Origin of the sequence: Marinobacter sp. Hex_13 (assembly GCF_001566815.1) — a bacterium.
Lineage (GTDB): Bacteria > Pseudomonadota > Gammaproteobacteria > Pseudomonadales > Oleiphilaceae > Marinobacter > Marinobacter salarius.
Genome location: NZ_LSMM01000036.1, coordinates 18,682 through 43,413, shown reverse-complemented (window position 1 = coordinate 43,413; position 24,732 = coordinate 18,682). Strand labels below are relative to the sequence as shown.

The window sequence follows — 24,732 nt, the reverse complement described above, 5'->3', positions numbered from 1 at the left end:
GCTGCCGGCGCTTTTTGTTTTCTGGGCGCCGGCCCCGGTTGCGATTTGCGCCTGAAACGTTAGGTTATAAGGAAACACCACCAAGGAGAACGAACATGAGCGAGCAAGAATTCGATCCGAATAAAGGCTATATCGCACTCCTGGGATGGAGCCTGAACGCGGTGGAAGCTGCCGATAAATTTGATCGACGATATGTGGTGGTTGCGCCGGATTGGGCGGAGGCTTACTGCAAGGAACATGATATTCCCTATGTACCTTGGAACTTCGAGCGCCTGAACGACCGGTCGGTTGAGATTGCTCAGACACTCAAAGAAATGGGCGTTGATGTGGCTATCCCATTGTTTGAGGAAACCGTGGAATGGGCCGGCGCTATCAACTCGGTTCTGATGGATCAGCCAAAGCTGTTCGGCCAGTCCATGTTGTTACGGGACAAGGCCCTGATGAAGCGCCGCGCGCAGCTGGGCGGCATTCGCGTTGGGATTTTCGAGGAAGCCCATGACAAGGACGACGTTATCCGTTTCCTCAAGCGCGTCAACCAGACCCTCTTGAAGCTGGACGGTGACCCGAACGATCCGATTCACCTCAAAGCATTCGACAAAGCCGGTTGTCTGGGCCACCGGGTGATTCGTACCCCGGATGAAGTAGACACCATTCCCGAGGAAGAATTCCCGGTGCTGATGGAATCCCATCTGGACGGTTGGGAATTTGCCGTCGAGGCCTGGATTCACAACGGCAAGATCGCATTCCTGAACATCTCGGAGTATGTGACCCTGGGTTACTCGGTGTTTGTGCCGGCCACGCCGGACCTGGAGAAATACCGGGAACAGATTACCCGCGAGATCGAAAAGCTGATCAAAACGTTCGATATCGAGTTCGGGTTTATTCACCCAGAGTACTTCGTGACCAGCGACAGTACCATGTACTTCGGCGAGGTGGCGTATCGGCCGCCGGGCTTCAAGGTGTTCGAGCTGCTTGAGCGTGCCTACGGCTTTAACGCCTATCAGGCACTGATCATGACCTTTGACCCGAAAACCACGGCAGAAGAGGTAAAAGCCTTCTTCCCGAAAGAGGTGGTGGATGCCAAGGGTTATGCCGGCTGTTTCGGCGTTTATCCGCGCCGCCGGGTGGTCAGCCAATTGGAAATGCCGGAAGAGACCGAGAACCACGATTACTTCGAGTCCCACGAGCTCACGCCGCCGCTGGAAGAAACGGTTACCAAGCGTACTGCCTTTGGCACGCATTGGGGCCTGGTTTACTTCTTCGGTGAAGACCCTTATGTAATGCGGGATTTACTGAAACATCAGGAAGAACTGGATTTCTATGTATAATTCCGTAAGGAATTAACAACAATGGGTCTGATTCAGACTCTGAGGAACACAGTTTGAGCAACTCCGACGCTGGAAACCCGGCACCTGTCGTCAATTTCGATAAGCTGGTTCAGCGACTGGACGATGCCATCGCGGCTCTCGATGAGAGCCGCGATTTTGCCAAGCTTGGCAAGTTACCCCGGTTGTTCGACATCGTGCGACGGGTGCTTCTGCAGCCGGAGGGCTGCCTTGCAATTGAACAGCGAGCCGAACGGCTTGAGAAAGCCGGCGTGTTCCTGGGAACAGACTGGGCAGACCCCTCCATTCTATTGCCATCGTTGACCACCTTTTCCCTGCAAAGCCCACAGGCCGACACGGTCATCATCGAAGCGCTCAGCGAATTGCGCTTGCTGGCGGTCGCGCGCGGTGAGTACCTGCATGAGTCGATGTCGGCGGAACAGGCACATCACTACCTGACCCAGGTATTGGCCATCAACCTGAACATGCTGTTTGGTGAAGCAGGCGAGGCCGAGCGGGAGCAGGGCAAGCTGGCACTGGTCAGCCGTGCGGTGGTACAGCATGTTGCCACCCAGATCGGCTATGAGCATGTCATCGATCAACTGATTGAAGAGATCTGGCGCATATTGCAGCAACGGCCTATTCAGGTCAGCAGCGTACGGCAGATGATTACCCAGATTGCACTGTGCCGCATTGATCCCAATGTGGATCTCGGTGGTGCGGGGCAGGGTGCGGAGCGTCTGATTTCAAGCCTTTACGGGCCAACACAGGCGTGCCGCGAAGATCCTGGCATTCCTGTTTACCAGGAACGGCTGCAGTCCATGGACGCCGTGGCCCTGCAAAGTGAGGCGACCGGTTTTGCCCGTTCCATGCACGACACCGGGTTGGTATCTCCCTATCACGCCACGTTTGTCCGCCACATCCTGGAGAGTCAGGATGCGCTATTGACGGAAGCCCTGGGCCTGTCCAGTACCGGCCGCGATTGTCTGCTTTGCTACAAGGATCTGGTGCATGAGTTGATCAATGAAGGCGTCTATCCGGAAACAGCCCAAGGTCTTTATGGCCTTGCGTTGATGCTGGAGCGAGGCATTCTCTATCAACCGCCACTTGCACCCGCGCTGTGGCGCCAGGCCAGGCTCTCCATCTGCCCGCAGGCCCGGGAGCGTATCCGATTGGCATATGGTTACCAGCCACAGCCGAAGGCATGGCTGTTGCAGGGGGTGCTTAACATGCTGGGCCAGCCCCTTGGCGTGGGGCAGGGAAACAACCCTACCTGCCAATCGGCACGGGCGCTGTCCATGTGGGCGTACAACGATCCGGACTATCTGCTGCAGATGGTGGCCTGGGCCGCCCGCGACAACGAAATCATCATGCACTTCGAGGGTTGCCCGGTATCTTCCTCCGGCAGCCAGGGTGGCGTGGCCTCCGAAGTAACGCTCGATTTGGATCCGGTTTCGCTGGTGGTAGTACCGCACCTTGACCGGATTTATGCGGAAATGGGCCGCCTGTGTACGGACCGCCAGGGCGACCCCCACCAGTGGGTTAACCCCGAGTTCCATGGTTGGTCCGCCGGCCGTGGATTCCGCATTAACGTGGATGTTGCAACCGGGCACCTGGAAGACCTGGACACCTTCCTGCGACATTTCTATGCCAGCTACCACCCTTACTATAATGGCAACCAGCCGCTGATCCATCCGCAACCGGCTGGCGTAGCGGTTACCGACAGTGCCGCAAGATTCATCGGCTGGCACGCGATTACCATCCTCCGTGTGACTCTGGACCCGGAAGAGGTCATGCGGGTGTATTTCTTCAATCCCAACAACGACAGTGGTCAGAATTGGGGTGACGATGTGGTGGTCAGTACCTCCAGGAAAGGGGAGCGGTTCGGTGAGGCATCCTTGCCCTTTGAACAGTTCGCCTCGCGGCTGTACATTTTTCACTTCGACCCCCTCGAACGGGGTGAACCCGCAGACGTGGGCGAGGAGGAATTGGAGCGGGTGATCAGCCGCGTTCACCGCAGTTGGGGCCGAGACCGGTTGCCGGCTGAGGCATTGCAGGCCGAACCCCCGCAGGAAAAGTAGACCCAACCAAGCCAGAACGGGAGAGATGATGACCGCTGAGGCCACTACCCGCCGCAACGGCGCCGAGCTGTTTGTTCGTGCCCTGGAAAACGAAGGTGTTCGGTACATCTTCGCGGTACCGGGTGAAGAAAACCTGGATCTCCTTGAGGCCCTGCGCGAATCCAGCATTGAGCTGGTGCTCAATCGTCACGAGCAGGCAGCCGGCTTTATGGCCGCGACCTACGGGCGCCTGACAGGCCGTGTGGGCGTTTGCCTGTCGACCCTGGGCCCTGGGGCCACCAACCTGGTAACCGCCGCTGCCTATGCCCAGCTCGGCGGCATGCCAATGATGATGATTTCCGGGCAGAAGCCCATTAAATCGTCCAAACAGGGGCTGTTCCAGATCCTGGATGTGGTGGACCTGATGCGGCCACTTACCAAGTACACCCGCCAGATCAGCAACGCCAACACCATCCCCGCCAAGGTGAGGGAAGCCTTCCGGTTGGCTTCGGAAGAGCGCCCCGGTGCGGTTCATCTCGAATTACCGGAAGACATCGCCTCCGAGGTGGCAGAGAGCGATACCCATATCTTCCAGCCCAGTGATGCCCGTCGGCCCACTGCCAGTACCAAGAGCCTGGACACTGCCTGCGACATGATCAGCAAAGCCAGGTATCCGCTGATCATGATTGGCGCCGGTGCTAATCGCAAACGGGTTTCCCAGGCCCTGATCCACCTGGTGAACGTGACTGGCATTCCCTTCTTCACCACCCAGATGGGCAAGGGCGTGGTGGATGAGCGCCACCCCCGTTACCTGGGTAATGCGGCGCTCTCGGCCGGCGATTTTGTGCACTGCGCCATTGATCACGCTGACCTGGTGATCAACGTCGGGCACGATGTGGTTGAGAAACCGCCGTTTTTCATGCATCCCGGCGGCAAACAGGTTATCCATGTGAACTTCAGCGCTGCTGACGTAGACCCGGTTTACTTCCCCCAGCACGAGGTGGTGGGCGACATTGCCAACAGCGTGGAGTACCTGGCCGAGAAATGCGGCCAGTGCTCTTCGCACGACTTCAGCCGGTTTATGGAAGTGAAAGCTTCCGTGGACAGCCATATGGCCGACAAGGCGGACGATGGCCGTTTCCCGGTTATTCCCCAACGAATCGTCAACGACGTACGCCAGGTCATGCCCGACGACGGCATCATCGCGCTGGACAATGGCATGTACAAACTCTGGTTTGCCCGCAATTATCCGGCCTACGACAACAACACTGTGCTGCTCGACAATGCCCTGGCTTCCATGGGCGCCGGCCTGCCCAGTGCCATGATGGCGGCCATGCTCTATCCACACCTCAAGGTGATGGCGGTGTGCGGCGACGGTGGCTTCATGATGAATAGCCAGGAGCTGGAAACCGCTGTGCGGCTGAAGCTGAATCTGGTGATACTGATCATCAACGACAATGCCTACGGCATGATCAAATGGAAGCAGGCCCAGGAAGGCTTTCAGAACTTCGGGCTGGATTACAACAACCCGGACTTCGTCAAATACGCCGATGCCTATGGTGCCACTGGCCATAGAATCACCCGTACCGAAGACCTGCGGCCGACGCTGAAAAACGCACTGACCTCGGGGGGTGTGCACCTGATCGATGTGCCCGTGGACTACAGCGAAAACCGCCGTGTGTTTGATGAAGAATTGGTAAATCTGACCTGTAACCTCTAAGGCCTGTAGTATTATTCGCCCAGTATTGAACATTGATTGAGGATGGGCGAATGAGTTACTCGTGGTTCAGAGTGGTGGCACTAGCGCTGGCGGCCGTGGTGGTCGCTGGATGCAGCAAGCCGGAAACGCCCCAGGAAGTGGCCGCTGAATTCTGGCAGGCCCTGTCCGAGAAAGACGCGGATACCGTTGCCGATCTATCGACGCTTGCCGCCCCCTCTGCCTTCGATGGCTACGCCCGGGACTGGTCTGGCACCGTGCCTGATTTCGGTCGGGTGGTCATCGACGATCGCGAAGCTACGATCGTAACCCGCCTGCCCGCTGAAAACGGCGTCCCCGGCGAGCGCCGGGAAGTGAATACCTACCTTGTGGAACAGAGTGGCGACTGGCTGGTGGATTACGACCGCACCGGCGAGGCGATCATGAATCCGTCTCCGTTTGCAGGTTTGATCGGAGAAATGAACCGGCTGGGCGAGCGCTTGACGGCCAGTTTCGGACAGTCCTCCGACGATCTCTCTCGCCAGATGGACGCCATTGCCCACGAATTCGAGGCGTATTCCGATCAGGCCCAGCGCCGGGCAGAGCAGGCCATGGAAGAGTACGGCCAAGCCCTGCAGGGGCTGATGGAAGAGTTGGAGGAATCCATCGAAGAGGCGTTGGAAGACAACCAGCGGGCGCCTGAGAGAGATCGAAGTGTCTTACAGCGAACCGCGGCGGACCTCAATCGAAGCAGCGACAGGCTGGATGAGCCGGATTTCGACGCCTTTGCCGACAGTTCTCGTGCGTTAGCTGAGGCGGGAGCGCGTATCTCGCGCCTGAGTGACGATACCTTCAAAAGCTACAAGCGCACGTGGGACGCCAAACTGGACGAAATCACTGAGCGTACCCGCATATTTTTTGAAGAGCTTCATGGGCGTGGGTGATAACCCGGCGTCATAGAACTGTCATATTGATCTGGTGTACTGAAGATGTGTTAGTCCCTGAAAGCGACTAAAGGAGCTCCTGCTCCACTGCATCTTTGGGCCAACGGACGGCTCCTTTTTACGCCTCTAGTATTACCCCGCCAGCCCGGTAACCACAAACCAGCCGGTCACCAGCGTGAGCGACGTTGCTACAATTGCCAACAACCCGTCCCTTGCTACGATTGCCAGCCCGAAGGCCGTCAACGCAGCGCCGCCACCATTGGCGCTGAAGGGCACCACCTCCATCGCCGGCATGGCCAGAGCCACCAGCATGCAGATAATGGCCATCACATAGAGCCCTGGCCCGTCCGCCAGAAACACCAGGCGCGGCCCTGTCCAACGATCCAGAAAACGAGCCGGTTTTTGCAGCCAGTCCAGTCCCTTCAAGAGCTTGTCCTGGGGCACGGAACGCTGGGAAATCCAGGACGGCATCCAGATGGTGCGTCTGTGGAACAACAGTTGCCCCAGCGTCAGCAGAACCACCAGCCCCAGAATGGTTGGAACGCCGGGAATGTCACCGATCAGCGGCGCCAGGGTGATCAGCCCTGCTACGAGCACCACGGGCCCGAACGAACGTTCCCCCACGCCATTCAGGATATCGTTCACCGACACTCGCCCGGCCCCGGCCGCCGACTCGCGGATCTGCTCCAGCAGTTGTTGCATGTTGGTAGGGTCGCCATTGTTGCGCATAGATAGGGCTCTTCCTCGAATCAGGGTAACGTCTGCCAAATCCGGCCTTTAAAACCTACCATTCCCGATAATCGGAAAACAGCGATTGTGGCCGAACAGAAGCGGAAATAATTGAAGCCTTTGCAGACCAGGACTAATCTCGATCCAGCGATAACAAAAACTTCAAAACCCGGAAATTCCCATGGCAGACTTGCTCAACGTTGACTGGATGCTCACCCTCAACCACCTGCTGTTGATGGCCATTGCCTACCTGCTGGCGTTCCCCATCGGTTTCGACCGGGAAGAGCAGGGGCCCCGGATTGGCCTGAGAACCTTTCCGCTGGTGGCCGTGGTCTCATGTGGCTTCATGCTCGTTGGCCGCGCCGTGATCGACTCCCCGGGCGAACAGGGCCGCGTACTGCAAGGCATTGTCACCGGCATCGGCTTCATTGGCGGCGGCGCCATCCTCAAGGACGACAGCCGAGTAATCGGCACCGCCACCGCCGCCAGTATCTGGAACTGTGGCGCGATCGGTGTGGCTGTTGCGTACCACCACCTTGAGATTGCCATAGCCCTGAGCGCCCTGAACTTCTTCACGCTGCGCTACATGGGAAGGCTGGTGCGGTCGGTGACCGGTGAGCCTGTGGTTGAAGATGGGCAGACAGCCAAGCCTGTGGAAGTTCGGGAGTCTGATAACAAAAAAAGCCCCTGAAATCAGGGGCTTTCTTGCGGTTGGTTGGTGGAGGTAGTGGGATTTGAACCCGATGCCGCACCTTCTCAAAGCGCCACGCCAAAACCCAAAACCGTAGACACTTTGTTGAAACCTATCGGCAGCGTTTTTGATATGCTTTGACAATCAAGTAACTGTGCAAGGACGCCAAATGCAAGCTAAAGAAATTGTTGTTAAGCCAGTGCTCCATAACGAATTTCGAGCAATGACGAATGCAATTGCAGCGTTTGCGACCGCAACTCTATTGATGTTCTTGCAAGGCAACTTCGGCGAACTCGATAAATATAGCGCCATGGCATTGTTCCTTTTCACAGCAGCGATCCCCCTGTGTGTTGCAGCCTCTTTCATCTCTTTCTTATTTTCTCAAAGAAGCCACATCCCGGCCTGGGCGAATACCATTCTGGACTTAATCATGGGTGCGGGCTGGGTAGGTGGTATCGTGGGCCTTGGCGCTTTGCTGGTATCGGCAAGTGGTCTTTTGGCTGCAATTTTCGCAATTTCAGTCTGCGTCGCTTTCTTTAGTTTTGTGTTTATCGCCTATGGGATCGGAAGAAGTGATGCTCAATCCAGCGTTGAGGAACTTCCTGAGTCAGACGAGAGCGGGGCTGAACTTAAGCCGGGTAACGATTTGGAGAGTTAGTCGTATGCGGAATGATCAGGTCAGTGTACGAGGTGATTTCAGGTGTGCTGCCGCTACAACGCAATCGACGTCCCACTGGTCCAGGGTCTTCTCGAAATCCTGGGCACCACCTACGCGTCCAACCCCGACGGTAGCGGCTACCGCCCATCACCAAAATGCAGCACCTTCAACACCCGATTGGGTAGCCTGGAACCAGTCCACTCTGGAAAAGGCGGTTTCACTCACATCGGGCCATCATCCCGGCCAGCGGCTTCCATGAATAGACCGGAGAGAAAGAAAGGGCATAAGCAGAGTGCAACAACATCCACCCTAAGAGCATCCCCCGTGATGCTCAAACCGAAAGACTTTAATATGTGGCTTGACCCACACCTGACCAACACAGACCTACTCCATCACCTGCTGAAAATCAGCATCAAAAGCCCTTGTTGGTGGGGCCAATAAAATCACCAGCGAACCTGGGATAAGCGGGGGAGGGTGAAATGATCGAAGCGGGCCAAGCGTAACCGAGAATCACGGTGTAGGCGTTCCCTCACAAGACTTTAAGACAAGTCCTCTACAAACCATGACCAGTAAACTAGCGGCGAGCTTTTTCTTCAGAATGACCGGAGCTCACCGAGGGCAAGATGCCTGGCAAGAGCGACACCTGCATAGTGGTGGTGTGACTTCAGGGAGAGCTCTGTTCTGACCCTTCCTAATTAACTTTTGTGTAATGTTTCCTCATTCCGTACTATCAAGTTTTAACTATGACTGCACGGAGGCACAATGCAACTTAGTTATCTGCGTATTAAGAATTTTAAGTCTTTCAAAGATGAATGCATCAATGTGGGTTCGCATCACGCTCTAGTTGGTGCTAATAATTCTGGAAAGTCTGGTGTTTTGAAGGCTCTCGACTTTTTGCTTAATCCATCAAAGAAAAATATCGATGAAGAGTCTTGGTATCATTGTCTCACAGATGAGCCGATATGGATTGAAGCAATATTTACAGAACTCTCAGGAAGTGAGTCCGAATCACTGAAAGGATACCTTCGAGACGATGGATCTTTTCATATCGCTCGATCTGCAACTGCACATGAAGAGCAAATTGATGGGGAGTTCGATTTTGATATTAGTCAGCATTTCCAAAAGAGTTCTCCAAAATTCCCTTGGCTTAATCCATCCAGTGTAAGCGCCAAGGCTATTAAAGAGTGGGACGAGGCCGGAGTGGCCGATACAGAAATTAACGGCAAGAAGTTTAGAGATTACTTGCCAAGTAGAAAGGTCGGTGACTGGAAGCAGGCAATTGAAGAGTTTTGTTCTGATGCCCTTCTTGAAAGTGATTACATTGAATGCTGGCATGAAAACCCAGCAGGATATTCAAGTGTTCTTAAGAGTATACTTCCTGCTTATATCTATGTTCCTGCAGTAAGAGATGTAAAAGATGAGGCTAAATATACCGCATCTTCGCCTTTTGGAAAGCTTTTAAAGAAAATTCTTGAGAATGTTGCTGAAGAGCGGAAAGCTGAAGTTGAGGTGCAGCTTAAATCTGTTGCTGAAAGCTTTAATAGAAATGATAATGGAATACGGATTCAGCAAATAGATGATTTGGAATCTTCAATAAATGGAATTTTGTCTGAATATATGCCAGCGGAAATAGAGATAGAGTTTGAAACTCCATCTTTCGATAAGATTATTCAATCGCCAAGATTGTTTTCACATGATGGTTTTAGAAGCTCGATAGAAAATAAAGGCCACGGTTTGCAGAGGGCGGTAATATTGTCGATTTTGCGTGCTTTCGCGCAAGATAATAATGATGCTCTTAACAATACCATATTTGGTATTGAAGAGCCTGAGATATATATGCATCCTCAAGCTCAAAGAACCCTTCGGAGAGTGTTTAAGCAGCTTTCTGATGGAGGTAGTCAGTTATTTTATTCTACCCATTCTTCTTTGCTTTTAGATATTGTTCATTTCGATGAAATTGTAAGGCTTGAAAGAAATGATAGTGATAATGGTGCATACTCTATATGTCGCCAGATTTCCCCAGGTGATTTAATATCGGATATTGAAAATCGTATCCCGAGTATGAAAGGAGTTGTGTCGTCGGAGTCTATTCGTCAGCATTATCATAATGCGTATCATCAGAATAAATCTGAAGGTTTTTTTGCTCAAAAGGTAATTTTGGTGGAAGGGGCTACAGAGTCTTACTGTCTACCGCTGCTGTTTGAGGCCTCCGAGTATAACCTAGACTATTATAATATCTCGGTTATAGAGTGTGGTGGAAAGGGGCAGATGGACAGATTGTATCGGGTATTTAATGAGCTAGGAATCGCTTGCTACATAGTATTCGACTTTGATCAGGGTTCTACCGATTCTGGTAGTAGAAGGACGTCAAAAGGAATTATGGAGTTAGTGGGGTGCTCAGAGGAGTTCAATGATGATTTCTTGGTAATTGATAATCTGTGCGCATTCAGAATTACTTGGGAGCACTACATGGAATCGAGTATTTCAAGTTATTCTGAGTATAAGGAGAAAGCGCATGAAATTCTTGGAAAAGTAGGAAAGCCTCTTGAAGCGAGATTTATTACACATCTACATTTGGAAAACGGCGGGGAATTACCTAAGGCGATTAGCGCTATTATTGAGCGTGTAATTAAGTTGCAATGGCGTGGTAGCTGTTTGGCATAGTACGTACTAAAGCTGAAGTTTGCACATGCTGCTTCAGCTTTATGTTCATTTTCAAATGTCATCGCTTTGATATTGCCTGAAACCGACACCACACAACACGACGGCCAGCCCATTTGTCTCCTGACCATCTGGGCACAGTTTCAGATCTTGGGAAAAGGTAGACTAACTCTGAGTGTTCCCTGAGTCTGATATTTCTTTTTCTAAGGCTTTGTTAAATTCCTTCAGTTTTGCAATTATTCTGTCTGAGTTTTTTGCTGCGAGCTGTCCGAACTCCTCTTTTCCTTCTTCAAACTCCAATTCCTGCCTGAGGCTGGATCTAAGCTCAGTGGTTACTTGGTGTGCCATTTTAAGTTTTTCTACAAGCCATTCAGAGTGTTGGAGCTCGAGTTTAATCCTGGAAGCTTCCAGGTTCGCTTTTTTCAGTAGGTGCTCTTGAGATTTTCTGTTCCAGAATTCGAAGGAGTGATTCAGTCGATTGTACTCGTCGTGGTTTTGCTCAGCTTTCTCGTGCCATGTAGTTATTTCGAGAATTAGTCGCTTAGACTCTGTCCTCGCGACATTCAGGTGTTCTTCTGTTTCCGCGAGCTCATTACTAAGTTGAATAAAAGGTATGAGCTGTCGTAGTCCTTCGAGATAAGCTTCCCCAAGTTGAGTGGCTAGTTCTCCGGCAACCTTTGCCGTTTCAATCTCTGATATGAGCTGGACCTGCCCAGCGCTTGCGGTGAAGTTGTTTAGCGATTCTGTTGAAAATTCGCCTTGTCTGAACAGTGTCGGCATCTGCCCGAGAAACACCTGCATATCTACTAAGTCTTTTTCAGCTTTTAAGTAGGTTTCTCTGCGCAGTTCTATTTTTCGTTGTGTCGATCTCTCAACGCGCTCCTGATCAAGTCGTTCCTGAAGTTGTCGAAAGTTGCTTCTATTTTGCAGGTGGATGCCAAAAAGGGTAATCAATGCGGCTGTGATAGCGGCGAGCACTGTGTCTGGCGGTGAGGGAATTTCGTGCAGGAGCTCAAGCATCGAGTTCAAGGAAAAGCTGTCCAATTTCTCACCCCGTTGGCAGTTGGTTGACACTTTTTGGAAATTGTTTGCTGTATAAACAAAAAAAGCCCCTGAAATCAGGGGCTTTTTTGCGGTTGGTTGGTGGAGACGGCGGGAATTGAACCCGCGTCCGCCAGTACTCAGCCTTGAGGTCTACATGTTTAGCGTCTCTCTATTGATTTAAGTTCAAGCGACCCGAGAGCCAGGGTGCAAGAACCGAGTTCTTTAGATCTTAGCCGTTAGCCAGTGAACTCTGGAAAACGGAGCATCCCGTAAGCGATGACGTCCTGAGATGTTGCTTCCGGGCTACGGGCGACCCGGTCAGGACGACTAGCAGCTTACGCTGCTAGTGCGTAGTTTTCGTCGTTTGCGACTATTGCGTTGCAGCTTTGGATTAACGAGATTGGCTGCCATCTCGACATGCACCCAAGGGTTCGCCACCGGCGTCGAAGCCATGTCGTCCCCTTACCGACAGTATATGTGGCTGCTTCCGCCAACTTCAAGGTTTTCCTGGTTTTGTTTTGTGGTGTCGGGTGGTCAGTTGTACCTATCAACTGGCGGCCCGGGCGGTGTTCTGTTCACTGTTGTGCAACGCGGCGTCCAGGAGTTCGGCAAAGCTGTCGCGGAAATGCCCCATCACACTAGCCGGGTCGGCCTTGATGTTCTTGTCGATAGTGATGCCGAATTGCACTGTGCCGGCGTAGCTGAATATGCTCAAACCGATGCCGATATTGCCGCTTTGGGGCACCCAGAACATAGGCTGGGTGAGCTTTGCTCCCGCCAAATATACAGGTTCTTTTGGGCCCGGCACGTTAGTGAGTACCGCAGAGGCCTTATTGCTGAGCATGGAGAGCGCCCGCCGCTCAAGGACATCCGGGCCGCGCCCGAACAGGTCCAGCAGGCTGTAGGTTACCTGAGCCTGATAGGAGCGTTTGAGGCGGTTCATGTTTTCCTGAACCTGGCGGAACCGCATGATCGGATCGGTCTCCTCCACGGGCAGGGTGACCAGCACCAGCCCGAACTGGTTGCCCAGGGTTTCGATCGGCTGTCGCATCGGGCGCAGGTTAAACGGTACGGCAACGCGAACACCGCATTCCGGCGTGGCCTCGCCGGTGGCTAGAAAATGCCGTTGCAACGCGCCGGCGGCGGCACACAGCAGCACATCGTTGGCGGTGCCGCGCAGGGCTCTGGCGCACACCTTCACTTCGGCGAGACTCAGCGGGTCGGCCCAGGCGACATGCTTGCGACCGCTCAGGGGTGTTTTCAGGCAGGTGTCTGGTTCCGCCGGGGAGAGGCCCAGCTTGAGCAGGTCGACGGCGATGTTGCCCGCGGTAGTGGCCAGTTTGAACGGGTAGCCCGGCTCGTTGCGGATGGACTTCAGAAACAGGCCTGCCTGGTCGATGGCGGTTTGTCCATTATGCAAAGCCCGGCTGGCGAGCTGTCGTAGACCTTGAGGTGCATGGGTCTTGGATTGGCTGGATGTCGATACCCGGCTGAGTCTCGGTTCCGGCGAGTTGTCGGTCAGCGAAAGCAGCACACGCACCAGTGAAATGCCGTCAGCAATGCAGTGATGGATGCGAACCAGCAGGACACAGCCACCCTGATAGTTCTCGATATAGTGGATTTGCCAGAGCGGGCGCCGGAAATCCAGCGAGGTGCTGGTCAGGTCGCTGGTCAGTGTTTGCAGCTCCTGTTTGCCTCCATCGCCGGGAAGGGCAAGAACGTGAATATGGTTGTCGATATGAAAGAGTGGGTCGTCCTGCCAGTACGTGCGGTCGCCTTCGGTGACGACGCGCTGTCGAAAGCGCCGGAAGGTGAGAAAGCGTTCGTCGAGCGTTCGCTTGAGGCGCTTGAGGGCAATGGGCTGATCAAACACCAGCACCGCTGAAATCATCATGGGGTTCTCGGGGCATTCCATGCGTAGCCACGAGCGATCTACTGCAGACATGGGTGTTTGTCGGCGTGTCATCACTTGCTCCCTTTGGTTCCCGTCTGTCCCTGGGTGGCCGCTGTCCTTATGCGGATTGGGGTAAGGGATCGAGTATAGGCTGATCAGAGAGGGGCTAAAAGAGGATGCAGATGCGACATAAAATGCGGGGAGAGGACGCCGGGCCTGGGGCCCGGCCAGCGATCAGACGTTGGTTTCGCGGAGGATGCGTTGTTTCTGGCGGTTCCAGTCCCGTTCTTTCTCGGTGGCACGCTTGTCGAAGAGCTTCTTGCCTTTCACCAGGGCAATTTCGCATTTCACCTTGTTCTTCTTCCAGTACATGGCCAGCGGAATGCAGGTATGGCCTGCCTGGTTAACTTTGCCGACGATCTTGGCAATTTCCTTGGCGTGCAGCAGCAGTTTACGGGTTCGGGTCGGGTCCGCGATAACGTGGGTTGAGGCGGCGGTGAGCGGGATGATGTGGGATCCCAGCAGCCAGGCCTCTCCGTCCTTAAGCAGCACGTAGGCATCGGTGAGCTGCGCCTTGCCGGCACGGATGGATTTTACTTCCCATCCGAGCAGGGCCAGGCCCGCCTCAAAGCGTTCCTCGATGTGGTACTCGTGTTTTGCCTTTTTGTTCAAGGCAATGGTGGCGCTCGGAGCGCCGGGTTTCTTCTTGCTCATGAATCGTTGATCCGGAGTCGGACAGAAAATTTACCGTGCGTAATCGTGCCGGAAAAGCGCGCATTGTAGCCCAGTAGTACCAGACTGGTCACGAAATCGGCGCGATTGACTGAGTCGATGGTCGTATGGGTTGTGATTCCTCCGCTACAATGTGCGCTGAGATGTCGTCAGGGAATGGAATGCCTACTCCATACGAAACACCAATCGGGTCGTGGACCCGGCCAACCACTTTTTTCTGGGCTGCGACCGGGGCAACCTTTGGTCTCGCGAACGTGTGGCAGTTCCCCTACCTGGCCGGCCAGCATGGCGGCGGGTTGTTCATATTGCTGTACCTGGCGTGCCTGTTGCTGGTCACGCTGCCGTTGATGGTCACCGAATCCGCGATGGGAAGATACGCCCGCCATGGATTGGTGCTGGCGATGGATGGTTTCGTTCGCAGCGCGCGACGGTCCCGGGCGTGGATGTGGGCTGGTCGTCTGGGGGTGTTGGCGGCTTTTCTGGTGCTTTCCTTTACGGCTGTTTTCGGTGCCATCGCTCTGGCCTACGTATTCTACGGAGCCATGGGCCGGTTTATTGGCGCCGGCGAGGCTGAAGCCGCAGGTATCCTCTCCGCGTTGGTGTCGGACTCGCGGGACTATCGCGTGTTCATGGGCTGGCACGGGTTCTTCCTGTTGCTGGTGGTGTGGGTGTCGATGCAGGGCGTGGTGGACGGTGTCGAGCGTGCAGTACGGGTGGTGGCACCGGCGATGATGCTGATTCTGCTGGCGCTCTGCGGTCTGGCCGCCTGGAGTGGGGATTTCCGCAGTGCGTCGGACTTCATGCTGGATTTCCGCCCCGCCGACGTGACCCTGGACAGTTTGCGGGCGGCGTTGTTTCACGCGTTTTTCACTCTTGGGCTCGGAATGGGCGTGTGGACCCTGTTCGGTGCCTATACACCCGCGGACACGCGCCTTAAGCGTTCCGTGCTGGCTGTGGTGTTGATGGACACCCTGATCGCCATCGGGGCCGGGTTGGCGATTTATTCGTTGGCGCCCGATGGCCATTCCATGGAAGGTGAGCGCGGGTTCGGGCTGCTTTTCCTGTCGCTGCCGGTGGCCCTGGCGGATCTGCCGGGCAGTCAGTTTCTGGTGGCGGCCGTGTTCCTGGTCATCGTGATGATTGTGTGGACGACGTCTCTTTCATTGCTTGAGCCGGTGGTTGGTTGGTTCCAGGAGTGGACAGGCGCACCAAGGGGCTTGTCCGCCTTTCTGATGGGCAGCTCAGTCTGGCTGGCGGGGCTTGGGTCGTTGCTGTCCTTCAATCTATGGTCCGACGAGCGTTTCGCCGGGGGCACCTTATTCCGCTGGCTTGAGCTGATCACGGGTGGCCTGCTGATTCCACTGGTGAGTATCCTGATATCCGTCTTCGCGGGCTGGTACCTGACCCGAAATCTGACCTTCACCATACTGGGAAAGGCACCACGTCTGATTGGCCGTATATGGTTCTGGGTGATGCGCTTGATCTTGCCGCTGGTGGTGGCGTATATCGGCCTGCAGTACACCGCCACGTCGCTGGTGGCGTTGTGCGACAGCGGTAGCAACGGATTGTGGTGCAAACCTACCGTAGAGTTGGCGCCAAGCTCAATGACGCCAACTGCCCCCGATGCGGGTGATTCCAACAATGAAGCCGGTGATGCTGGTGGGGGTGGCGAGCCAGAGACCAATCCGGGCGAGCCAGGAGAGAAGAGCGGTAAGAATGGCCCGGCTGGGCAGGAAAGTGACCCCAACAACGGTGATATCCTTTATCATAGCGTCTGATATTGGCGTCCCGATTAAAGGGGCTCCCCCTTTGCAGGGTCTTCAACTCAAGAGTATTCGCAAGCAGGACGTCCGGTTCCAATGCCCCATCAGATCGACAAGACCGCGCTGGTTATGCACTCGGCGGAACGCATGTTCCACCTGGTCAACGATGTTGCCAGCTACCCCGACTTTCTTCCCTGGTGTTCAGCCAGCCAGGTGCACGAGCAGACAGACCACGAAATCATGGCATCCATGGATATCGCCAAAGGTGGTATCCGTCACCGGCTGACCACGCGCAACCAGCTGTACCTGCCGCATACCATTGAAATGAGCCTGGTGGATGGCCCTTTCCGTAACCTTAGCGGTCGTTGGCAGTTCAAGCCCCTGCAGAATAACGCCTGCAAGGTGATTCTCACGCTGGAATTTGAGTTTTCCGGATCCTTGTCGAGGATGACGTTCGGGCCGGTCTTCAATCAGGCTGCGAATACCATGGTGGACGCGTTCTGCCGTCGCGCAGACCAAGTGTATCTCGGGGGATAACAATGATTCGAGTTGAGGTGGCCTTTGCCAGGCCAGACAGGCAGGAAATCATCAGCTTGAGTGTCGAAGAGGGCACCACGGCTGTGGAGGCTGTGAAGCGTTCCGGCATTGTTGCCATATTTCCTGAGGTCGATCCGGAAAATGGCGATATGGGGATCTTCGGTAAGGTGATCAAGAATCCGTCCGCCCACGAGTTGCGGGACGGCGACCGGGTTGAAGTTTACCGGCCGCTGCAGATCGACCCCAAGCAGGCCCGGCTTAACCGGGCAAAGAAGAAGGGCTAAGGCTTGAGGCTGGCTCAGTAGGCGGGCGTTTCTTCCAGCAGCTGGGCTTCGTAATGGGAATACTGGTCGTTATCGTAGTAGACGATGACCCGTTGTTCCTTGATATCGCCACCACTGCGCTGGAAGGTATACACATAGTACTCCCGGGACGGATCGGCGGGGTTGGTCATCAGCGGGGTGCCCAGCAAGGAGTGGACCTGGCTGCGGGACATGCCCTCGGCCAGTGATGTCAGCTCTTCGTCGGTCAGTATGTTCCCCTGTTGTACGTTGATCTTGTATACGCCTGGGAAAACACAGCCAGCCATGATGAGAGTTAGAATGAGAGCTGTGAGCTTTTGCATCGCCGGGGGAAATCCTCTATCTTGAAATCGCCTGCCAGGGGCAGGTGTGACACGGTCTGACCGTTAACATGCGGCTTCATCATACCGGAAGCCGTGAGGCACACCAAAGAGTGAATCGTAACATGTCATCCGAAAACACCGAATTACGAAAAGTCGGTCTTAAAGTCACTCTGCCAAGAGTGAAGATCTTCAATATTCTGGAGAACTCCGAGGAGCATCACCTCAGCGCCGAGGATGTGTACAAAAAGCTCCTCGAACAGGGTGATGACGTGGGCCTGGCAACCGTCTACCGGGTGCTGACTCAGTTTGAGGCAGCTGGCCTGGTTCTGCGCCACAACTTTGAAGGTGGGCACGCCGTATTTGAGATGGCCGGCGACGATCATCATGATCACATGGTCTGCACTCAGACCGGCGAGGTCATTGAATTCGTCGATGAGGTGATCGAAGAGCGGCAGCAAAAGATTGCCAAAGAACGAGGCTATGAGATTGTCGATCACAGCCTGATTCTTTACGTCAAACCCCTCAAATCCTGATCATTCAGGATTTGTTCCGGAAAAAGAAAAAAGGGGGCGGGGTTTTAGCCCGCCCCAACAACTCTCAGGATCGAGAGGGGAATACGCTTACCTTTCAAACTGTTCAGTGATGCGTAGCCTGGCCTTTCGTGAACATTTCGTGGGCATGGGCAATGGTGTGTTCGGTCATATCCACACCACCGAGCATTCTTGCCACTTCGCTGACCCTGCCATTGTCGTCCAATGACTCGATCTTCGAGTAAGTGGCGTCTGATTCCGTAAACTTGCTGACGAACAGGTGCTGATGGCACTGGGCCGCTACCTGGGCAAGATGGGTGACGCACAACACCTGTCCATTACTGCCCAGGCTGCGAAGCAAGCGACCAACCACTTCGGCGGTGCCGCCACCAATGCCTACATCCACCTCGTCAAAGACCAGTGTTGGTGTGGTGGAAGTTTGCGCAACCACCACCTGAATGGCCAGGCTGATGCGTGAGAGTTCGCCACCCGAGGCTACCTTGGCTAGCGGACGTGCGGGTTGGCCCGGGTTGGCGCTGACCAGGAATTCAATGTCTTCCAGGCCGTGGGGCGCAGGCTCGTCGCCTTTGTTGCGGCTCAGGTGGGTTACGAACTGGACCGCTGGCATGCTCAGTTGGGCGAGCTCCTCCGCGATGCGCTGATCGAGGTTGGCAGCAGCCTGTTGGCGTGCGTTCGACAACTCGGTGGCCAGGGTATTGAAGTGGCTTCGCTGTTCTTCCAGTTCCGCCTCCAGCTTCTCAACGCTGCCCTCGCCGTCGTCCAGCGATGCCAGTTCGGCACTCAGGCTCTGGTGGAATTCCGGGAGAGTCTCCGGTGTGATGCGGTGCTTGCGGGCCATCTGGTAAATGGCACTCAGGCGCTCTTCCACTTCGGCCAGTCGGGCTGGGTCGGCGTCGTAATCTTCCACAAAGTGGCGCAGGTTGTCGCCAGCCTCGGTGATCTGAATCTGGGCTTCATTCAGCATCTGGATGGTTTCCGTCAGTGCCGGTACCTCCACCGGCAACTGCTCCAGTTGCTGTAAAGCCTGGCGCACCAGATCCGCTGCGCTATTCTCATCTTCCGTGCATAGCAGGGTAGCCTGATGGCTGTTGTGTAGCACCGTGTCGGCATGGCTGAGCCGTTCCTGTTCTTTCTCCAGCTCTGCCTGCTCTCCGTCTTCCAGCGCCAGGCGATCCAGTTCTTCCACCTGGTAGCGCAGTAGCTGCAGGCGGGCTTCTGTCTCATCGGCATTCTGCTGGCGTTCGGTCAGCCGCTGGCGGGTTTTGTGCCAGGCTTTCCATGCATCCCTGGTTTGCTCTCCCAACGCTTCTGCGCCAGCGAACTCGTCCAGCAGTTTGCGGTGAGTCTCCTTGCGCAGCAGGGACTGGTGCTGGTGCTGGCTGTGGATGTCCATCAAGGCGCTGCCCAGATCTTTCAGGTGGGCAAGGGGGCAGGGCTGGCCGTTGATGTAGGCGCGAGAGCGGCCATCCTTGCTGATCACTCGGCGCAGGATGCATTCGTTGTCATCGTCGAGCTCATGGTTTTCCAGCCATTGCCGGGCTTCGGCAATGCGGGACACGTCGAAAGTAGCGGTAATATCGGCGCGTTTGGCACCATGGCGTACGGCGCCAGCGTCGGCGCGCCCGCCCATGGCAAGGCCGAGGGCGTCCAGGACAATGGATTTGCCGGCACCGGTCTCTCCGGTCAGCGCCGTCATACCCTTTCCAAACTGAAGTTCGACCCGCTCGGCAATGGCGTAATTGGAAACAGTGAGCTGTGTGAGCATGCAGAGGTCCTCCGCTCAATTCCTGAATACTGTGATTACATACAGTGACTGTGAATATATACAGGGTTTTTGCTGTTTGCAAACATCGGCTGGCGAATTTGTGAATGAATGAGGTGCGCAACGGTTGAAACATCCGATACGGGCCCCATATCCGTTCGCAAACATGTTTTTTTCGGCCCATGGCGGTCGGAAACCAAACGTTAACTGGCCGGTCGTCTGGCCGCCGACGATCAAGCAGGAGTAGTCATGAGCGCTGACGAGAATCGTAACGAACAGGTGGAAGAAGAGTTGAAAGACACTGCGGAAGCCGCTCCCGAGGAAGAAACGGCGACGGAAGACAGTGCCGAAGCCGCTCCGGAAAGCGAAGTTGAGGCCCTGAAGGCCCGGGCGCAGGAGTTTCAGGAGCAGATGTTGCGTTCCCAGGCGGAGATGCAGAATGTTCGCCGTCGCGCTGAGATCGATGTGGAGAAAGCCCACAAATTCGCGCTGGAGAAGTTTGTGAAGGAGCTTCTGCCGGTCGCTGACAGTCTGGAAAAGGCGGTTGAAAGCACAGAGGGGCATGAAAGTGCCGGCGAACTGGTGGCCTCTATTCGTGAAGGGGTCGAGATGACTCTTAATCTGTTCATGGGGAGTCTAGGCAAGTTCAATGTGGTTCAGCTTAACCCCGTGGGTGAGCCGTTTGATCCCCAGCAGCACGAGGCCATGTCCATGGTGCCGGCACCTGATGCCGAGCCCAACAGTGTGGTGGCTGTGGTCCAGAAGGGCTACACCCTGAACGATCGCCTTGTTCGTCCCGCGATGGTGGTGGTCGCCAAGGCTGAAGACGCGCCAAAAATCGACGAGCAGGCTTGAAAAGCAGATTAAAGCGCCAATATAGCCAGTAAACAGGCGGCGCACCGGGACTCCGGGGCAACTTTCAAGGCAGCCGGAACTGAATTGAACAACCGAATTGGAGTAATTGCATGAGTAAGATCATTGGTATCGACCTGGGAACCACAAACTCCTGTGTAGCCATTATGGATGGCGACAAGGTCAAGGTTATCGAAAACGCCGAGGGTGATCGCACTACCCCGTCCATCGTGGCGTATACCGAAGACGGTGAAACGCTGGTAGGTCAATCTGCCAAGCGCCAGGCGGTCACCAACCCGAACAACACCCTCTACGCCATCAAGCGTCTGATCGGTCGTCGCTTTGAAGACGACGTGGTCCAGAAAGACATCAAGATGGTGCCGTACAAGATCGCCAAGGCAGACAACGGTGATGCCTGGGTCGAAGTGAAAGGCGAGAAGATGGCGCCGCCGCAGGTGTCTGCGGAAATCATCAAGAAGATGAAGAAAACCGCAGAAGACTATCTGGGCGAGAAAGTGACCGAAGCGGTTATCACCGTGCCGGCCTACTTCAACGACAGCCAGCGTCAGGCCACCAAAGACGCCGGCAAGATCGCTGGTCTGGACGTGAAGCGGATTATCAACGAGCCAACTGCTGCTGCGTTGGCCTATGGTCTCGACAAGAAGAGCGGTGACCGTACTGTTGCTGTTTATGACCTGGGTGGTGGCACCTTCGACATCTCCATCATCGAGATCGCCGATGTGGACGGTGAGCACCAGTTCGAAGTGTTGGCCACCAACGGCGACACCTTCCTGGGTGGTGAAGACTTTGACATGAAGCTGATCGAGTATCTTGCCGATCAGTTCAAGAAAGACAGTGGCATTGACCTGCGTGGCGACTCGTTGGCGATGCAGCGACTGAAGGAAGCGGCTGAGAAGGCGAAGATTGAGCTTTCCAGCAGCCAGCAGACCGATGTGAACCTGCCTTACGTGACGGCAGACGCCAGTGGTCCCAAGCACATGAACGTGAAAGTGACTCGTGCCAAGCTGGAGTCACTGGTTGAAGAGCTGGTCGAGCGCAGTCTCGCGCCGTGCCGCACCGCGCTGGAAGATTCCGGTGCCAAGATCGGTGAAATCGACGAAGTCATCCTGGTCGGCGGTCAGACCCGCATGCCGATGGTTCAGGAAAAAGTGAAGAACTTCTTCGGTAAGGAAGCGCGTAAGGACGTGAACCCGGATGAAGCTGTAGCCATGGGTGCTGCCATCCAGGCGGCCGTGCTCTCCGGTGATGTGAAAGACGTTCTGCTGCTGGACGTTACCCCGCTGACCCTGGGTATCGAAACCATGGGTGGCGTGGCGACACCGCTGATCGACAAGAACACCACGATCCCGACCAAGAAGTCGCAGACTTTCTCCACTGCGGATGACAACCAGACTGCAGTGACCATTCACGTGGTCCAGGGTGAGCGGAAGCAGGCGACACAGAACAAGTCACTGGGTCGCTTCGACCTGGCGGACATTCCGCCGGCGCCCCGTGGTACGCCGCAGATCGAAGTCACCTTCGATATCGATGCCAACGGTATCCTGAACGTGTCGGCCAAAGACAAGGCGACCGGTAAAGAGCAGTCCATCGTCATCAAGGCGTCTTCAGGTCTGAACGACGACGAAATCGAGAAGATGGTTCAGGACGCGGAAGCCAACGCCGACGAGGATCGCAAGTTCGAAGAGCTGGTCCAGGCCCGCAACCAGGGTGACGCGATGGTCCATACCGTGCGCAAGACCCTGGCCGATGCTGGTGACAAAGTGTCTGACGGCGAGAAAGAGTCTATCGAAGCTGCGATCAAGGAGCTGGAAGAAGCTCTGGCTGGTTCTGACAAGGACGACATCGAGGCCAAGACTCAGAAGCTGACGGAAGCGTCTTCTGAAATGGCCCAGAAGATGTACGCGGATCAGGCAGAGCAGGCGCAGCAGGCCGGGGGCGAAGAGTCTGCCCAGTCCGGTTCCAGCGACGACGCCGTTGATGCCGAGTTTGAAGAAGTCAAAGACGACGACAAGCGATAAAACTTAAGATCATCAGGCAGTTGGAAAACGCGGGAGCTCTTCCGCGTTTTCCTCGTTTTACCAACAGGGTTTTAGAGCATGGCCAAGCGCGACTATTACGAGATTCTCGGGGTGTCCCGGGAAGCGGATGAAAAAGAGATCAAGCGAGCCTACCGCAAGCTTGCGATGAAGTATCATCCTGACCGGAATCCGGATGATGAGGACGCCGATCATAAGTTCAAGGAAGCCAGTGAAGCTTATGAAATACTCTCCGATTCCTCCAAGCGCGCAGCCTACGACCAGTTTGGCCACGCCGGTGTTGATGGCTCTGCCGGCGGCGGATTCGGAGGAGGCGGCGGTGGTGCCAGCTTCTCCGACATCTTTGGCGATGTGTTTGGTGATATCTTTGGTGGCGGTCGCGGTGGCCGCAATACGCGCGGGGCTGACCTGCGTTACACCCTGGAGTTGGACCTGGAAGAGGCGGTAAAAGGCAAAACCGTCCAGATTCGGATTCCTGGCCACACCGAGTGCAACACCTGTGACGGTTCCGGGGCCGAGAAGGGCTCACGGCCGGAGGCTTGTGGTACCTGTAATGGCATGGGTCAGGTACGGATGCAGCAGGGCTTCTTCACTGTGCAGCAGGCGTGTCCTACCTGTCGCGGTTCCGGCAAGATTATCAAGAACCCGTGCAAGAAGTGTCACGGTGCCGGTCGCATCCAGGAAGAGAAAACGCTGTCCGTCAAGGTGCCGCCGGGCGTGGATACCGGTGATCGTATTCGTCTCTCCGGTGAAGGCGAGATGGGTGTTGAAGGTGGCCCTTCCGGTGATCTCTACGTGCAGGTCGCGGTTCGGGAGCATTCCATCTTTACCCGTGATGGTCGCAACCTCTACTGCGAAGTGCCTATCAGCATCGTGGATGCCAGTCTCGGTGGCGAACTTGAAGTGCCGACGCTCGATGGTCGCGTTAAGCTGAAGATTCCACCGGAGACTCAGACCGGCAAGCTGTTCCGTTTGCGGAACAAGGGCGTTAGCCCGGTTCGTGGTGGTCCGTCCGGTGATTTGCTGTGTCGCGTGGTTGTGGAAACTCCGGTTAACCTCACCAAGCGTCAGAAAGAGTTGTTGGAAGAATTCCAGAAGACCCTGGACGGTGGCGATGGCAACCAGCACGGTCCGCGAAAAACCTCCTGGTTTGAAGGTGTGAAAAGCTTCTTCGACGAAATGAAATTCTGAGGGCAGACGTGATGAGGGTAGCAATCATCGGCGCCGCAGGGCGCATGGGCAAAGTGTTGATCGAAGCCGTTGACGGAACTGAAGGCCTGGAACTTGGCGCGGCAGTCGTCGAGCCTGGCAGCAGTCTTATCGGCGCCGACGCCGGTGAAATGACCAGCATTGGTAAGACTGGCGTCAAGATGGCTGGCAGCCTCGCCGAAGTGAAGGAGGATTTCGACGTACTCATCGACTTCACCTTCCCGGATCTGACCCTGGAAAATGCGGAATTCTGTAAAACCAACGGCAAAATGATTGTGATCGGTACCACCGGCCTGACCGACGCCGAGAAAGAACAGCTCGCCGTTGCCGCCGAAAAGGCCCCGGTGGTGTTTGCCCCCAACATGAGTGTGGGCGTCAACGTCACCCTCAACCTGCTGCGCACCGCCGCTGCAGCCCTGGGCGACGACTACGATGTGGAAATCATCGAAGCCCACCACCGCCACAAGAAAGACGCGCCGTCGGGCACGGCCTTGCGAATGGGCGAAGTTGTCGCCGATGCCCTCGGTCGAGACCTAAAGGAATGTGCTGTCTACGGCCGTGAAGGCTTTACCGGGGAGCGTACCCGCAAGGAGATCGGCTTCGAAACCATTCGGGCCGGCGATGTGGTTGGTGATCATACCGTTCTGTTCGCCACTGAGGGCGAACGCATTGAAATTACCCACAAAGCCAGCAGCCGGATGACGTTTGCCAAAGGTGCGATGCGTGCGGCCTTGTGGTTGGAAGGTAAGCCGGCCGGGTTGTACGACATGCAGGATGTGTTGGGGCTGAAGTAGCGACGAGTAAGATTTCGCGTGGACACAAACTGCCATATTTCGTACAATAAGGCGGTTTAACTGCACCAAGCGTAGCTTTGACAACGCTCAACAGAAAAAGCGGGACGGAGTTCAACTCCCTCTCGCTTTTTTGCGACCTGAATTTGCG

At 55.4% G+C, this 24,732-nt stretch carries 21 protein-coding genes and 1 other RNA gene; 15 read left to right on the top strand and 7 right to left on the bottom strand.

Annotated elements, in window-relative coordinates; all coding sequences use genetic code 11:
* The first annotated feature begins 95 nt into the window (after window positions 1-95).
* The 4 genes from AXW11_RS09355 to AXW11_RS09340 are packed head-to-tail and all read left to right on the top strand — an operon-like array spanning window position 96 to window position 6,025.
* Window positions 96-1,328, top strand: a complete 1,233-nt coding sequence (locus AXW11_RS09355; RefSeq protein WP_091642803.1) for an ATP-grasp domain-containing protein — start codon at window positions 96-98, stop codon at window positions 1,326-1,328.
* 53 nt (window positions 1,329-1,381) lie between these two features.
* Window positions 1,382-3,406 (top strand): hypothetical protein, encoded by a 2,025-nt coding sequence (locus tag AXW11_RS09350; RefSeq protein ID WP_091642805.1) that lies wholly within the window; start codon window positions 1,382-1,384, stop codon window positions 3,404-3,406.
* Window positions 3,407-3,434: 28 nt separating this feature from the next.
* On the top strand, window positions 3,435-5,105 hold the full coding sequence (locus AXW11_RS09345; RefSeq protein WP_075194484.1) for an acetolactate synthase large subunit: 1,671 nt from the start codon (window positions 3,435-3,437) through the stop codon (window positions 5,103-5,105).
* 50 nt (window positions 5,106-5,155) lie between these two features.
* Window positions 5,156-6,025, top strand: coding sequence for a hypothetical protein (locus AXW11_RS09340; RefSeq protein WP_041335272.1), 870 nt, complete (start codon window positions 5,156-5,158; stop codon window positions 6,023-6,025).
* 132 nt (window positions 6,026-6,157) lie between these two features.
* Here the strand turns inward: AXW11_RS09340 and AXW11_RS09335 are convergent, their stop codons facing one another.
* Window positions 6,158-6,754: an exopolysaccharide biosynthesis protein gene (locus AXW11_RS09335; protein ID WP_041335274.1), complete on the bottom strand. Its 597-nt coding sequence runs from the start codon at window positions 6,752-6,754 to the stop codon at window positions 6,158-6,160.
* Window positions 6,755-6,935: 181 nt separating this feature from the next.
* Here AXW11_RS09335 and AXW11_RS09330 point away from each other — a divergent pair, with 181 nt between their 5' ends.
* The 3 genes from AXW11_RS09330 (at window position 6,936) to AXW11_RS09320 (ending at window position 10,767) form a co-directional block, all read left to right on the top strand.
* Window positions 6,936-7,445, top strand: coding sequence for an MgtC/SapB family protein (locus AXW11_RS09330; protein WP_041335277.1), 510 nt, complete (start codon window positions 6,936-6,938; stop codon window positions 7,443-7,445).
* Between the two features lie 169 nt (window positions 7,446-7,614).
* Window positions 7,615-8,103 carry a hypothetical protein gene (locus AXW11_RS09325; RefSeq protein ID WP_041335281.1) on the top strand — a complete coding sequence of 163 codons (489 nt, stop codon included), beginning with the start codon at window positions 7,615-7,617 and terminating at the stop codon, window positions 8,101-8,103.
* A gap of 762 nt (window positions 8,104-8,865) precedes the next feature.
* Window positions 8,866-10,767, top strand: a complete 1,902-nt coding sequence (locus tag AXW11_RS09320) for an ATP-dependent nuclease (protein WP_041335284.1) — start codon at window positions 8,866-8,868, stop codon at window positions 10,765-10,767.
* Between the two features lie 162 nt (window positions 10,768-10,929).
* Here AXW11_RS09320 and AXW11_RS09315 read toward each other — a convergent pair whose 3' ends face one another.
* The 4 genes from AXW11_RS09315 to smpB all read right to left on the bottom strand — a co-directional run bounded on the left by AXW11_RS09315 (window position 10,930) and on the right by smpB (window position 14,416).
* A complete protein-coding gene (locus AXW11_RS09315; protein ID WP_143071146.1) occupies window positions 10,930-11,793 on the bottom strand; it encodes a hypothetical protein in 864 nt (287 codons plus the stop codon).
* Between the two features lie 112 nt (window positions 11,794-11,905).
* Window positions 11,906-12,270, bottom strand: a transfer-messenger RNA (tmRNA) gene (ssrA, locus tag AXW11_RS09310).
* 85 nt (window positions 12,271-12,355) lie between these two features.
* Entirely contained in the window at window positions 12,356-13,774 is a 1,419-nt protein-coding gene (locus AXW11_RS09305) for a wax ester/triacylglycerol synthase family O-acyltransferase (RefSeq protein WP_177190623.1), read from the bottom strand.
* A gap of 162 nt (window positions 13,775-13,936) precedes the next feature.
* Window positions 13,937-14,416 (bottom strand): SsrA-binding protein SmpB, encoded by a 480-nt coding sequence (gene smpB, locus AXW11_RS09300; protein ID WP_007153125.1) that lies wholly within the window; start codon window positions 14,414-14,416, stop codon window positions 13,937-13,939.
* A 179-nt stretch (window positions 14,417-14,595) separates the two neighbouring features.
* Between smpB and AXW11_RS09295 the strand changes: the two genes are divergently transcribed.
* From AXW11_RS09295 to AXW11_RS09285, 3 genes are all read left to right on the top strand, one after another.
* Window positions 14,596-16,212, top strand: a complete 1,617-nt coding sequence (locus AXW11_RS09295) for a sodium-dependent transporter (protein ID WP_041333794.1) — start codon at window positions 14,596-14,598, stop codon at window positions 16,210-16,212.
* Between the two features lie 81 nt (window positions 16,213-16,293).
* Complete coding sequence (locus tag AXW11_RS09290; protein WP_036212167.1) at window positions 16,294-16,734, top strand: type II toxin-antitoxin system RatA family toxin; 441 nt, start codon at window positions 16,294-16,296, stop codon at window positions 16,732-16,734.
* Window positions 16,735-16,736: 2 nt separating this feature from the next.
* Complete coding sequence (locus AXW11_RS09285; protein WP_036212170.1) at window positions 16,737-17,018, top strand: RnfH family protein; 282 nt, start codon at window positions 16,737-16,739, stop codon at window positions 17,016-17,018.
* A 14-nt stretch (window positions 17,019-17,032) separates the two neighbouring features.
* Here AXW11_RS09285 and AXW11_RS09280 read toward each other — a convergent pair whose 3' ends face one another.
* Window positions 17,033-17,359 carry an outer membrane protein assembly factor BamE gene (locus AXW11_RS09280; RefSeq protein WP_007153121.1) on the bottom strand — a complete coding sequence of 109 codons (327 nt, stop codon included), beginning with the start codon at window positions 17,357-17,359 and terminating at the stop codon, window positions 17,033-17,035.
* Between the two features lie 122 nt (window positions 17,360-17,481).
* On the opposite strand from AXW11_RS09280, the gene fur reads away from it, so the two are divergent.
* Window positions 17,482-17,892, top strand: a complete 411-nt coding sequence (gene fur, locus AXW11_RS09275) for a ferric iron uptake transcriptional regulator (protein WP_007153120.1) — start codon at window positions 17,482-17,484, stop codon at window positions 17,890-17,892.
* 103 nt (window positions 17,893-17,995) lie between these two features.
* Here the strand turns inward: fur and recN are convergent, their stop codons facing one another.
* A complete protein-coding gene (gene recN / locus AXW11_RS09270; RefSeq protein WP_041333796.1) occupies window positions 17,996-19,675 on the bottom strand; it encodes a DNA repair protein RecN in 1,680 nt (559 codons plus the stop codon).
* Window positions 19,676-19,921: 246 nt separating this feature from the next.
* Here recN and grpE point away from each other — a divergent pair, with 246 nt between their 5' ends.
* The 4 genes from grpE (at window position 19,922) to dapB (ending at window position 24,584) form a co-directional block, all read left to right on the top strand.
* Window positions 19,922-20,527, top strand: a complete 606-nt coding sequence (grpE, locus tag AXW11_RS09265) for a nucleotide exchange factor GrpE (RefSeq protein ID WP_091642814.1) — start codon at window positions 19,922-19,924, stop codon at window positions 20,525-20,527.
* A 110-nt stretch (window positions 20,528-20,637) separates the two neighbouring features.
* Window positions 20,638-22,563 (top strand): molecular chaperone DnaK, encoded by a 1,926-nt coding sequence (gene dnaK, locus AXW11_RS09260; RefSeq protein ID WP_091642817.1) that lies wholly within the window; start codon window positions 20,638-20,640, stop codon window positions 22,561-22,563.
* 78 nt (window positions 22,564-22,641) lie between these two features.
* The gene (gene dnaJ, locus AXW11_RS09255) at window positions 22,642-23,772 is read left to right on the top strand and encodes a molecular chaperone DnaJ (RefSeq protein WP_041333797.1); all 1,131 of its coding nucleotides are present in this window, start codon (window positions 22,642-22,644) and stop codon (window positions 23,770-23,772) included.
* 11 nt (window positions 23,773-23,783) lie between these two features.
* A complete protein-coding gene (gene dapB / locus AXW11_RS09250) occupies window positions 23,784-24,584 on the top strand; it encodes a 4-hydroxy-tetrahydrodipicolinate reductase (protein WP_041333799.1) in 801 nt (266 codons plus the stop codon).
* Window positions 24,585-24,732 lie beyond the last annotated feature (148 nt).